This window comes from Paenibacillus sp. CB74 (genome assembly GCF_055687625.1).
This window is the reverse complement of record NZ_CM146009.1, coordinates 4387356-4400119: the sequence shown is the minus strand read 5'-3', so window position 1 is coordinate 4400119 and position 12764 is coordinate 4387356. Positions and strand designations below refer to the sequence as shown.

Sequence of the window (12764 nt, the reverse complement as noted above, 5' to 3'; positions counted from 1 at the left end):
AGAAAAGGAATGCAGTACACCAGTGCGGTATGCGCTAGCTCTGACATTCCACTTCCACGAGATGAACGAGCTGTTTGAGTATTTCGATCGCATCGTTGAACTCCAGCTTGTAATACATCTCCGTACCTTTTTTCTGAACCGATAATAGCCCGGATTGACGTAATATTTTCAAGTGATGAGAGACCGTAGGGCGTGACATGGGAACATGCTCTGCAATCTGGGATACGTTCATGCTCTCTTGATCAATGAGCAGCGATATGATTCGCTGGCGAACGGGGTCTCCCAAACCTTGAAGATAAGGGCTTAGATTCTCGAAAATATCAATAACTTTTTGGTTACCCATCGACTCGTTCATGGCTCACTCCGTTATAATGTTTTAATGTTTAATTGTTTAAACGCATTATAAGACTTAGTTCACTTAAAAATCAAATTTATCATTTCAAATTGCATGAAAATAGCTGTTCCGCTCGTCCATTTGAAGTACAATATAAGCAAATATGCCCGTACCACGAGACCATTGTTGTATCCGTGGTGGAAGGAGTCCCCGATGGCTGAGAGTAATCATTATTCGGTGCTGGTAGATGAATATATCTCCGAGTTTGCACCCGATGTACAGGTGAGATTACAGGCGTTAAGACAGATAATTCGCGAGTCGGCTCCGAACGCCGAAGAGAAGATCAGTTACAAGATGCCTACGTATGCACAGCATGGGAATTTGGTTCATTTTGCCGCATACCAGCATCATATTGGCTTCTACCCTGCTGCCAGTGGGATTCTGGCATTCAAGGAGGAACTCTCCAAGTATAAAGGCGCCAAGGGATCTGTGCAGTTTCCGCTGAATCAGCCATTGCCGGAGGATCTGATCCGCCGGATTGTGGAGTTTCGGGTGAAAGAAAATGTGGAGATCACGCTGGAAAAGAAACGCAAAAACTGAGTGATGGCGATAGACAGGCCTATCTATGGAAGGAGATACCGGGTGAATAAAGGGTTAATTGTACTTGATGTGCAGCATGGACTTACAAGTCTAAGGGATGTATCTGTTCCAATTGCAAAGATTCAGTCTGTCATTGCTATTTTTGAAAAGATGAACTGGCCTATTGTGTTTACCAAACATCTGGACCAGGACAATGAGGAATCCTCTCTCTATTATGCGAAAAGTACCAATGTGCAGATCGTTGTCGATACTGGGGAACATCCTATTCTGGAGAAAAGTAAACCAAGTGCGTTCAGTAATACGGAGCTGAAAAAGTGGCTGCTGGATCATCAGATTGAACATGTATTCATTGTTGGATTTAACATGGAGTATTGTTGTCTGTTTACTGCGATTAATGCTGAACATGAGGGGTTTAAAGTAACTCTGATCGAAGATGCCGCGGGTACAGTAAATACAGCAGAAACGTACGAAATGAAGGGACTAGACATACAAGATTTTATCGGTTCGATTCTGAATTGGTCAGGTTGTATTGATGTTCTGTACATGAATGAATTCAAGGAGCAGTATACTTAGACATTTTTTGAATTTAATATGCACTACTGAATCTATAGTAAACAAAAGCTCGTATCATAAACCAAAAACAGTCGGATGCCTATGCATTCCGACTGTTTTTGTTGTTGAATTTTTAATCTGATCACTACTTCATTTTACTTTAGTTATCCCAGTATTCCTGCTTCAGTTCTATTCGAAGTAATACGTCACGTCTGAATTGCTTGCCGTAGGAATCAAATACATAAAGCTTGGGTCCACTTGCAAATAGATGGTCAGATCGGACACGCCCAAGTTAGGAACGGTCAGACTGAACCGACCGTCAGCATCCAGCTTCACCGTTTCAGTACGAATATGCTTTTCGTCAGGTGAAGGACCGTGGATCTGGAAAGAGAATGTTTTGCCTGCATAAGCGGTGAGGGTTCCGCGTACTTTCAGCGTACGATCCGCTGTATATACGAATTGCATCAGATGATTATCCAGGTAATCCTCGTTCCCGGTATCCGGTTCTTGTGGCTCTGTTCCAGGTTCTGTCCCAGGATTCTGTGGATTAGTACCAGGCTCTTGTGAAGGATTGCTGACCGAGAAGAAACGAGTCTGATATAAGATTTCTGCTTTGGACCCGTTTTTCTTTTTCAAACCGGTAATGCGAACGTTGAACGTATCGCCTGCCTTCAGGGATTTCAAGTTATCCGGGCGGAAAATGACAGCGTAGTTATATCCGTAACCATCTGTATTTACATTGAAAAAGGCCTTTGCAGGATCACTGCTAACCGGCGTTTTTGCTCCCAGTGTCCACGTTTTCTGATCGGATGAACGCACGATCTCCACTTGTACCTCGGAGTTGGAAGGCTTAGCAAAGACGTCTGGATTCAGCTGTGCAGACCAGGCTTGTGACACATGGAATGCTTCAATCGGGAATGCCCCTTTGCTTGGATACAAGTTGTAATTGTAATTTAGTTTTCCTGAACGGCTTGTATCCATCACTTGCATGGTACTGAATTGGCTCGCATAATTTTTGTTGTCCCGGGATGCGATCCCGAAGCCGACTTTCTTCAGTTGCGGACTCAAAATCCAGCGGCGATGACCAAGTGCAGCAATGTTACTGGCATCCGAATCATCCATATACGCTTCGACACTTTTGACTGCAAGATTTCCTTGAACGCCATAGGCAGCATATAGATTGGAACTTGAAGCCGATTTGGCTCCCAGATCAAAAAAGTCTTTTGGCATATCGGCAGGACGGACCGGGAAATGAGTCAATTCTCCGGTAGAGACCACAACTGCTCCATGTTGGGCTTGACGATTAAGCGCAGCGTCCAGAACGAGATCCCCATCCAGACCGGAGATATAACGATAGAAGTTGGCTGCTCCTAAAGCTTGCTCTAATGTGGAATCACTTACTACACCAGCGACGTAAGGTGCCTTGGTCGAGGGAGTCTGAGTGAATGTAGCAGTTTGGTTCCTGCCACTCATCCATTGCGTCCATTTTTGACTGATTTCTTGTTCACTTCGCTCAGGCAGCAGACTGTCGACAGGGGCCGCAGCGATTGGCTGCGTTCCGAGCAGCATAAACAACAGACCTGCCAGAGGAAGAGAGAGTAGCGAGCGGATGTACCTTTTTTGAATATACATGTTCTGATCTCCTTCTAGTTAAAAATGATATGATTATGTATTCGGTGTATATTATCGACATTAAAGGTATAATTCGTTAGTTTTGTGGATGGAATTGGTGTTCAAATTCAGCGATTTTTCAGCCAGAGCGATTATAATACTCACGGAATCCTGTAATGGAAAAGGAGTTTTGGCATGTCTAAGATGCTGCATAAGTCGTTTTATCTCATTTTGCTCGTGTTTGTTGCGGTGTTTATTGCTTCATCCTTGTTGGTTCGGGCACAGTACAACTACGCCTTGTATGGGGACAATCCCATTTTGGGCATGCAGCAGTGGAGTATTTTTCTGCCGGTCATTCTTTTGCTTCTTGGTTCAGGTGTCGGGTTATATGCGCTTTGTCTGAAACTGAACAAATACACTCCAAAAGTTGTCATTCCAATCGTACTGTTATGTTCTCTGGCCATTCAGATTATCATCATTTTCGTATTTCCAAGAGTGCCTACGGATGATTCGCAGACGGTTCTTTCACTCGCCATGAACATGCTCTATGACCAGGATTACTCCTCGTTTGAAACGGGCGGTTATTTGCACATGTTCCCGTTTAACTACTCGATCGTACTGTACCTGAAGACGTTGCTGTACCTGTTCCCGGACAACTATCTGGTTATCAAACTATTCAATATTTTATTTTCAACATTAACCACATTCATGATTTACCTTATTTATAAACAAGTGAATGACAGATCCACTGAACGTGATTACGGTGTGTTGATCTTTGCAGCGACGTACCTGCCGTCCTTGTTCCTGAACAACCTGATCTATAACGATGTGATTGCCACAGCATTTCTGACATCATGTTTATACTTTATTATTCGTTTTGTGCGTGAAAAGTCTTGGAAAACCATCATCCTTGCCGCCATTTTTCTCTCGATGGGCAATTACTTCCGAAGCATCGGTGTTATCGTGCTAATCGCTGCTATCATCTATATTTTGCTGAATATGCGGAGCATCGGAGTGAAGAAAGTTGTCATTTCCATCGGTGTGCTAGTTATGTTGTTTAATGTACCAACCTGGACTCAGAATGCAGTTCTTCAATCTTCCGGTGCTGTAAACGAACCTGTTGGAGAGAATGCTGCACCAGTCTATATGTGGCTCAATATGGGGATTAATCTGGAGCGTTTTGGCTTTTGGGACAATATGGAGAGTTATCAGATCTATCAAAGGGCCAACTACAATAAGGCCGAGAGCGCAGCATTGTTCAAACAAGAGATTGGCAGCAAGCTGTCCGAAGCAAGTGCGAGTGACTTGGTGCAGATGTATTACAAAAAGATCATATGGACCTGGACCGAAGGGACATACCAGATGGACCGATACGGAATCGGCAATGAAAGTTCCATCGGTGCCGGAAGAGGCAGGGGAGGCGGAATCGCAGGCTCCTATAGCTATACCAATGCAATAACAGAACTGTTGCAGGGGGATTCGGCTTATCGGACGGGATTACTCTGGATCGTTTATGTGATGAATTTCCTGATGTACTGTTTTATTCTCATTCGGTTGATCGGTGGAATTCGTCGTAAAAGGTATGATGAAGTTTCATTGATTCTGGTCATTCTCGGATTCATCGGTTTTTATATTCTCTGGGAGATTAAGTCCAGATACATCTATCCTGTATATCCGTTGTTGGTTGTGCTGTCCTATATGGGGTTCAAAGACACGTATGACTTCATATTCCATCGTAAAGGTACCTTGGAGCAATATTCCCTGAGAAAAAGGTGATCATATGCGAAAAAAACAATATTTCACATCGGTTACGCTATTCCTGTTGCTAGGATGCTTGGTTATGCTGACGGCTTGCGATGTTATAACCGCCCAGAATATTACCAACACCGGTTCTGTGCAAGGCATGAACGGGTTTGGGAAGCCAAATGGTGGCGGTCTGGGCATGAACGGAGGAACACCAAGAGGTGGAAGGGGTACCCCGGGCATGAATGATCGAACAGGCAGTCCCGACATGAAGCAGGGGACGATGAATGCCGACATTACGGGTAGAGTCATTTCGGTGAATGGAAACACAGTTACGCTTGCATTACTTGAAATGCAGGACACCTCATCTCCAAGCATGGAATGGAAGGATACCGGAATGGAATTGAAATTGAATATAACAGATGACGTTACTATTACTGAAGGCATGGGAATGCGGCGTTCGGGCAAATCAAGCCCGAGTGCGAATACGTCCATTCAAGTGTCTGATCTTCAAAAAGAAAATATCGTGATGGTGTGGTATAAGGATAACTCTGAGACGGTGGAACGGATGATGGTTGTCCAATAAAAGATGATCGAATTATCGTCATTTTGTAATTGCTTACAATGGGGTTATCGGCTATTATGGAAACAACTGGTTTTTTTGAAGGGAGTGAGCGTCATGAAACGACGGTCTAAGATGGTATGTTCAATCACTACAAATAAGGTAAGAATGAACTGAATACTTCCGGCACACCATCAGACGAAGGATGGAACACTTTTAGTTTCCCAGTCCGATCTGAGTTCTGCCGACATATAGGGATATAACTGCTCAATTTTTCTGGCGTATGCGAGGTTTATTTGCTTGTGCAAATTTCTCATACACTCAGAATTTTTAAAAGCCGCAGGCATAGCCTGCGGCTTTTTGCGCGCAAAAATAGGCACACAATGGCTATAAACCATCCACACGAAATGATCAAAAAGGAGAAATGCCCATGTTATCATTAAAATATTTATTTCAAAATAACGACCTTGCCGAGATGATTCTAAAGAATTGGAGTTATGATCCCGAGTCACTGGATATGTTTCAGTATTATCGCATATCCTCCAATGCCGTGTATCCGTTTAGAGATCAGGGAGAGGTCCGATTGCTTCGCTTTGCCCCGGTAGAGGAAAAGAATAAAATCAACCTTAGCGCTGAACTGGATTTCCTCCGTTATCTTCGAACGAATCATTATGGAGCCATGGAGGTGGTACCTGCCCATTCAGGAACAGAACTCGTAGAGACTCACACGCCGTGGGGAACGTACTACGCTTCCGTATTCAAGCGAGTACCCGGATCGCAGTTAGGGAGCATTGAACTGAATGACTCCATTCTGTACAGCTATGGTGAGGCTTTGGGTGAACTGCATCATTTATCGCGATCATTCATACCTGAGCAAAAGGAGAAGCAGCGTTGGACCTATACAGATGTTTTGGATTGGATGCAGAAGATTTTGGAGGGTTTTCCTGCGGAGACGGCTGCTCTGAACGAGGTAGAGCTTCTTCGAACGTATTTTGCAGCATGGCCGATAAACAAGCAAAATTTTGGACTTATCCACTACGATTTTGAACCGGACAATGTCTTCTATGACGAAAAAAACCAGTCTTGTTATGCCATTGATTTCGATGACTCGATGTATCATTGGTACGCGATGGATGTGGAGCGAAGTCTGGAGAGTCTGCGTGAGGAGATCGAGCCTGAAAAATGGGAGCAGAAGAAACAATGGTTCCTGAACGGGTATTGGTCCAAGGGGGGAGAACGTTATGATCTGGAGAGCATGTTCCCCGCATGTCGCCGGTTTGCCAATTTATATGGATACGTGCGTGTGCTTCGGTCTGCCGAAGAGCAATTTTCACATGAGCCGGAATGGATGAGTGCACTCAGAGCAAAATTGAGTCAGAAGATGGCTGAACAAGCGGAGCAATTTGGTCATCCGATGTAAAGTCTACACGTAAATAGTGATCCCATAGATTAAACATTGAACGTAAGTCACATCCCATACCAGAATCAATCCTCATAACTAACAAACCAGCTTGGGAAATCGAATGTAGAATCCCCGAGCTGGTTTTGAGCACAGGTTACCCCGCTGATTCGGGGCAGCTCATGTTATTTCTACATATGTATCTATTTGGGTTAGTCGAGACTCAGGTCGAAATCAGGCTCACACATATATTCTAATGGGTACAGATCGTCTCGTGCCGAGATTAATGCACGGAAGTGAAGATAAAGATTATTGGGTTGTACCACAATGCCACCAACACGATGAGGTATTAGTTCAGCCACGACGAAGACATCTTCGGCATTGTTACATTTAAACAGAACATTCTTCGGATGAATAACTTCCTCCAGGTAACTGTATGTCATCACATGAAATGTTTGTGCACGCCAGTTTGTCTTGATTACTTTATAGGACTGTGTGCGAACTAGGTCCAGATAACGTTCCAGCTGGAACGTATGTTCAAATTGCGTAATATAACCTTGTTTATCTACATCAATCGTAAACTCCACATCGTTACTGACATGCATTTCATCTTTATAAGTTCCGTTCATGACCTTCATGACCTCAAAGTGTGATCCGAATGCCGGATCCTCCACATAGGGAATGGTTACGAGTTTGGCATCAACATAATCTGTAATCTTACTGTTCATGGAAGGTGGGCTGTAATACTTCGATGGCTGAAGATTAATGGTTCCAATCATGCTTCCAGGAAAACCGGGGCTGCAAGTTATTCGCATAGTCATCTCCTTCGTTGTTGGTCAGTAGTTAGACGAACGAGTAAGAAGAAAGTTGCACCAGAATAAGGAAATGAGGGATGGACGTGAATTCGATATGTTTCTTATGAATAGGAGTACTGGCACTATTTCCAATCTTCCTGCTCTTTTGATACAGTAACTATAGTTCATATCGGAGGTATATATCATATATGGAACAAGCACTTCAGATACTGATGCAAAATGCAGGTGCAGAAGAGAACACCTTTTTGTATATGCTGCATGAGGAAGCACGTTTCGATCAGGAACTATTCTGGGAATACGTGAACAGTATTGTGGAACTGACTCGTCTTACTGCCAATCAGCCTTTGGATCGAGAACTTTCCAGTGCCGTCAGCTTCACCTATTCCAAAATCATGGAGTATTTGCAATGGCATCAGTTGGATCGTGATGTGTATGAGATTAAACAGTTTCCATATGTCTACGCACATCAGATTGTGAATCTGCTAGGCAATGTAGTTAACGGTTTCTATCAAGGTATCCTACCCGATGAAGCCAGTTTCGATGAGGAGTTCCCCAATCCAGCCTTCACAGGCAAAATGGCAGAAGAGCAACCAGCTGTTCTGCAGCTGGGCTACTATAAACAACATACGAATGTACACGCCCTTGGCTTCCGCGAGGAAGATGGGGCGTATCGAATTGTTTTGAACGAAGAAGAGGATCGGGATCTTGCAGATTCCAGGATGAGTCGCCGAGAGGTGGAGGGAACGTATCTTTTTACGGCCCCCGATGCCAGCAGCGCCTACCAATGTTTTCACGAATGGGTCATGGAGAACAGTGCCCCGTATCGCTCTTGGAGAGGAGTCCATCGAATGAATGTGAATGAACATGTAATTGAACAGCAGCCGCTTACCTTTGTGGGAATCAAACAAACATTTTCTTGTGTGGATGGTGAGAATTTAAGAGGGATCCCCAAGATGTGGCAGGAGGCTTTGGCAGATGGGATTGAGGAACGTTTAAACGGGTTCAATAACGGAGCTATTCCCGGTCTGGTGGGTATCTGTGTAGATCAGAGGGAGTTGCAGGACAATCAAATGGAGTACTGGATTGCTACCTCTCACTCGGGTGAAGTGCCTGAAGGTTTGGTGTCTATCGAACTGCCCGCGTCCCATTGGGTTGTATTTGAGGTGGATGGATTAGAACCCGAGGCGATACAACGGTTGTGGCACCATATTATGACAGAGTGGTTTCCTTCCACTACATATAAGCATGCAGGTATTCCAGAACTTGAAGTGTATAAAGGTCACGGCACACCTCCCCAAATCTGGATACCTGTAAAATCTGTGTGAGAAAAATTATATCAGGAGGCTTACGATGTTATCCCATAAAGTAATTGATTATTGCCAGGAACAAGGTTGGTGGCATGAAGATGTTCCAACGGCATACGAAGAAGCATTACGGAAGCTTGAGATTGATCTTCATTCGGATTTTGCCCAATTTTATTTACATGCAGAGGACGGACCGACTTTTTACAGCAGGCATCAGGAGTTGTATCAGATCTGCTGGTTCATGGAGAACACCGTATATATGGAAGACATGAATGTAGCACAGCTTACACTGGGACTTCCCGAGGCGTATATTCCACTGGACAGTTTTGAAGGTGAAGGTGGATTTTTCTACAATCGTCGGACGGGAGAAGTAGTACTGGTGGAATTGGGGGAGTCCATCGAACGGTTTCTTAATGGCGAGAGCAAACCGCAGTGGGCTGATTTCAATGCTTTTCTGGAATGGTATTTCGTCCTGGAGGAGGAGACGGTGCAATGAAAGATCTGACACCGGAACATGTCGAACTGGAGCGACAAATTATTGAGACCGTAGAAGCCGGTAATGTGCTGGATGAGACGCAGCAGCATGAACAAGCACTTATCCATTATGATCAGGCATGGGGCATGTTGCCGGAGCCAAAGATGGAATGGGAGATTGCAAGCTGGATCGCATCCTGTCATGCGAATGCACATATCGATCTGAAGCAATATGAACTGGCAAAGCCGTGGGCTGAGATATCGTTACATACGCGGAGTACGGATAGAAATACGAGTCCATTGATCGATCTCGGCATGATCTGCATGAGACTTGAACAGCATGACGAGGCGTATATGTATCTGCACCAGGCGTATGAGTTCGGCAGAGAGCGGGCATTTCAGGGAAGTTCGAAGGACGTACTGAGTTATTATAAGGAAGAGCGGGCTAGGCGCAAGTAGAGCCAATTCCATATCCATACCATGCAACGAAAAGGGTACCCCGGTTTGGCCAAACATGACCATAGGAGTACCCTTTCAATTATTACGGCATGTTCGACTTCATCTAATCCGAAATGTTACGCGTATAGTATTCAATAATATCCTTACGACGGATAATACCGAGGAAGACACGATCGACATCCACCACAGGCACAAAATTTTGGTCTGCTGCAAGTGTCAGCATATCCTCCATCTCAGCCTCAATGAATACACATTCATTATATACCCGATTGTTAATCTCATGGACTTGAACCTGATCCATCGTATCAAAAGTCAATCCGGGTGTATTTCGCATTTTCCATAACAAATCGCCTTCGGACAGGGTAGCAACATATTTTCCATCCTGGTCAATCACGGGAATGGCGGTGTAGTGGTGCGATTCCAATTGCTCAATAGCATCTTTCATGGAAGCGGTAGACTTGATATAGGCCACTTCGGCTTTGGGGAGTAAAAAATAGCTGATTTCCATCATCGGGCTCCTTTTCAGCCTTTTGCATAGCAAAAAAGCTTTAGTATGTAATCTCACTATCCTTATTTAAACATATTATGTGAGCTTTCGGCTATTTTTAATGATAAATTCGTCAGATTTGTTTCATTGTTTAAATGGCGCTGGAAATCTATAGTGTATATTAGAGGTGATGTAACCATGAAATCCAAACGTAAATTAATGTACGGACTGCTACCCATCTTGTTTGCAGGTGGAATCGGAATGTATCTATACATGCAGAATAACAAAGAAGCAGAAGCCAAGCCCCAGACTACCGTGAATCAGTACGTAGAGCATCTGCAAAAAAAAGAGTTTGACCAACTGTATACCTTGATGACGTCTGCTTCGCTGCAAGAGTCCGGCATGAACAAGGAACAATTTGTTGAAAAATACAATGCGATCTATTCAGGTATGGAAGTATCCACCGTCAAGGCAGAGGTTAAGCCAGTGGATATTGCCGAAACGGCGGCCGATGACAGCAAGACCGATGCAGAGAAACAAAACCCGGATACATATGAGGTGGATTATAGCCTGCAGCTGACAACCTTTTTGGGGGAAGTCAGTGAGACGCATACATTGAAACTGGTTCGACTGGAGCTTGAAGATGGAAGCAAAAGTTGGAAAATTAACTGGCAGCCCTCGCTGATCCTGAATGACATGATTAAGGGCAGTAAGGTACGCGTGAGGACACTGTTCCCTGAGCGTGGAGACATTGTGGATCGTGATGGTTTGCCATTGGCTACCAAGGGTACGATGAACGAATGGGGCATTGTACCTGGGAAACTTGGTGATAACCCGGACCAGATGATTACCCAAATCGCAAATCATTATCAGGTTTCGGAAGATGCCATTCACAAGGCGCTTGCACAGACATGGGTGAAGCCGGAGTACTTTGTCCCGATTGGTTCAACAGAGGAGTTTGACGTGCCAGAATCTTTGAGCGGGGTTACGATGCAAAGCAAGGAAATTCGTTATTATCCACTCGGCGATGCGGCTGCGCACCTGATTGGTTACGTGCGTAAAGCCACCAAGGAAGATCTGGATAAGGATACAGAAGGCTATTATCGCGCAGAGGATTGGATTGGCAAAGCGGGTTTGGAGCAGTCCATGGAGAAACAGCTGCGTGGTGAACGGGGTGGATTGATTGAAATTATGGATGAATCCGGCAACTCCCGTTCTGAGCTTATTCGCAAGGATGCTGTAGATGGACAGAATGTTCAACTGACGATTAGTTCCAAACAACAGAAGAAATTGTATCAGACATTGTCCAGTGGTGGAGACGCCGGTGCGATGGTTCTGATGAATCCGACGGACGGCAACTTGCTGGCGTTGGTGAGCGCGCCCTCCTATAACCCGAACAAGATGGTTACAGGACTTACACAGGCAGAGTGGGATGCTTATTCGGCGAATGAGAAGCTTCCTTTTATCAATAGAGTCACTACTCGATATGCTCCAGGATCAACCTTCAAAGCAATAACTGCGGCAGCAGGCCTAATGGAGAAGGTAACGACAGCGGACAAAACCCACGAGATTTCCGGTTTGCAGTGGCGTAAGGACGACAGTTGGGGCGGATATTACGTCAAACGGGTGAAAAGCTTGAGCCCTGTCAATATGGTCGATGCTCTGGTGTATTCCGATAATATTTATTTTGCGATGGAAGCCACCGAGATGGGCAGTGCAAAGTTCATCGACGGAATTCAAAAGTTCGGGTTTGATGACAATTTCGGGTTGGATGAACTGTACCTGAAGCCAAGTCAATATGCGAATGAAGCTCATAAAGACCTTTCCTCCGAGGTGCTGTTGGCTGACACATCCTATGGACAGGGTGAAATGTTAATGTCGCCAATTCATCTCGCCGCTGCCTTTACGCCATTTGTGAATGAAGGAAAGCTGGTGAAGCCTGTTCTGACTGCTGGCAAAGAAACCTCTGACCCCGAGGTGATCATTACACCGGAGGTGGCAAATACGGTCAAAGACGCTCTGAGAGAAGTCGTATCTCGCCAAGGCGGTACGGCACACACATTGAGTTCTGTTGGTGGCAGTCTTGCAGGTAAGACTGGCACGGCAGAACTGAAAGCGAAGAAGGGTGAGCAAGGGCTGGAGAATGGCTTCTTCGTCACCTTTGATACTGAATCACCGTCTTTTCTGGTGGCAGCGGTAATCGAGGAAGTCAACGGCCGCGGCGGCAGCCATTATGTGGTGGATCGCTTGAAGCCGTTCTTGGAGAAGCTTAAATTGACGGAACAGTAAACGAACGATATACATTTATTAAAAAGCGGGTTAAGGAATTCATTATACTGAGATGTGATTAACTCATGGACTGATTCTCCTTGTGTGAATGGTAGTGTAGCAACTATTATTCACACAGAATCAGGGTATGAGTTT

General features: G+C 44.8%; 13 protein-coding genes. 9 read left to right on the top strand and 4 right to left on the bottom strand.

All coding sequences use genetic code 11. The features are described from left to right. Positions 1–34: 34 nt before the first annotated feature. Positions 35–355 (bottom strand): winged helix-turn-helix domain-containing protein, encoded by a 321-nt coding sequence (locus ACX9NY_RS19460; protein WP_210110163.1) that lies wholly within the window; start codon positions 353–355, stop codon positions 35–37. Positions 356–547: 192 nt separating this feature from the next. Here ACX9NY_RS19460 and ACX9NY_RS19455 point away from each other — a divergent pair, with 192 nt between their 5' ends. Together ACX9NY_RS19455 and ACX9NY_RS19450 are read left to right on the top strand one after the other, a co-directional pair. Further along, positions 548–934, top strand: a complete 387-nt coding sequence (locus ACX9NY_RS19455) for an iron chaperone (protein WP_472474526.1) — start codon at positions 548–550, stop codon at positions 932–934. Between the two features lie 42 nt (positions 935–976). Then, on the top strand, positions 977–1507 hold the full coding sequence (locus tag ACX9NY_RS19450) for a cysteine hydrolase family protein (protein ID WP_472474524.1): 531 nt from the start codon (positions 977–979) through the stop codon (positions 1505–1507). A 168-nt stretch (positions 1508–1675) separates the two neighbouring features. Here the strand turns inward: ACX9NY_RS19450 and ACX9NY_RS19445 are convergent, their stop codons facing one another. Then, positions 1676–3118 carry a CAP domain-containing protein gene (locus tag ACX9NY_RS19445; RefSeq protein ID WP_472474522.1) on the bottom strand — a complete coding sequence of 481 codons (1443 nt, stop codon included), beginning with the start codon at positions 3116–3118 and terminating at the stop codon, positions 1676–1678. 174 nt (positions 3119–3292) lie between these two features. On the opposite strand from ACX9NY_RS19445, the gene ACX9NY_RS19440 reads away from it, so the two are divergent. From ACX9NY_RS19440 to ACX9NY_RS19430, 3 genes are all read left to right on the top strand, one after another. Next, complete coding sequence (locus ACX9NY_RS19440; protein WP_472474520.1) at positions 3293–4873, top strand: glycosyltransferase family 39 protein; 1581 nt, start codon at positions 3293–3295, stop codon at positions 4871–4873. Between the two features lie 4 nt (positions 4874–4877). After that, the gene (locus ACX9NY_RS19435; RefSeq protein WP_472474518.1) at positions 4878–5426 is read left to right on the top strand and encodes a hypothetical protein; all 549 of its coding nucleotides are present in this window, start codon (positions 4878–4880) and stop codon (positions 5424–5426) included. 406 nt (positions 5427–5832) lie between these two features. Then, positions 5833–6822 (top strand): phosphotransferase enzyme family protein, encoded by a 990-nt coding sequence (locus tag ACX9NY_RS19430; protein WP_472474516.1) that lies wholly within the window; start codon positions 5833–5835, stop codon positions 6820–6822. 191 nt (positions 6823–7013) lie between these two features. Here the strand turns inward: ACX9NY_RS19430 and ACX9NY_RS19425 are convergent, their stop codons facing one another. Further along, a complete protein-coding gene (locus tag ACX9NY_RS19425) occupies positions 7014–7616 on the bottom strand; it encodes a hypothetical protein (protein ID WP_472474514.1) in 603 nt (200 codons plus the stop codon). A 188-nt stretch (positions 7617–7804) separates the two neighbouring features. Between ACX9NY_RS19425 and ACX9NY_RS19420 the strand changes: the two genes are divergently transcribed. The 3 genes from ACX9NY_RS19420 to ACX9NY_RS19410 are packed head-to-tail and all read left to right on the top strand — an operon-like array spanning position 7805 to position 9853. Next, positions 7805–8941, top strand: coding sequence for an effector binding domain-containing protein (locus ACX9NY_RS19420; RefSeq protein WP_339258909.1), 1137 nt, complete (start codon positions 7805–7807; stop codon positions 8939–8941). A 25-nt stretch (positions 8942–8966) separates the two neighbouring features. Further along, on the top strand, positions 8967–9416 hold the full coding sequence (locus ACX9NY_RS19415) for a hypothetical protein (protein ID WP_472474512.1): 450 nt from the start codon (positions 8967–8969) through the stop codon (positions 9414–9416). After that, positions 9413–9853: a hypothetical protein gene (locus ACX9NY_RS19410; protein ID WP_339258912.1), complete on the top strand. Its 441-nt coding sequence runs from the start codon at positions 9413–9415 to the stop codon at positions 9851–9853. Before ACX9NY_RS19415 ends, ACX9NY_RS19410 begins: the two co-directional genes overlap by 4 nt. A 103-nt stretch (positions 9854–9956) precedes the next feature. On the opposite strand, the gene ACX9NY_RS19405 is transcribed toward ACX9NY_RS19410, so the two are convergent. Beyond that, entirely contained in the window at positions 9957–10361 is a 405-nt protein-coding gene (locus ACX9NY_RS19405) for a CBS domain-containing protein (protein WP_074093601.1), read from the bottom strand. A gap of 177 nt (positions 10362–10538) precedes the next feature. Here ACX9NY_RS19405 and pbp4 point away from each other — a divergent pair, with 177 nt between their 5' ends. After that, positions 10539–12629 carry a penicillin-binding protein PBP4(5) gene (gene pbp4 / locus ACX9NY_RS19400; RefSeq protein WP_472474510.1) on the top strand — a complete coding sequence of 697 codons (2091 nt, stop codon included), beginning with the start codon at positions 10539–10541 and terminating at the stop codon, positions 12627–12629. Positions 12630–12764 lie beyond the last annotated feature (135 nt).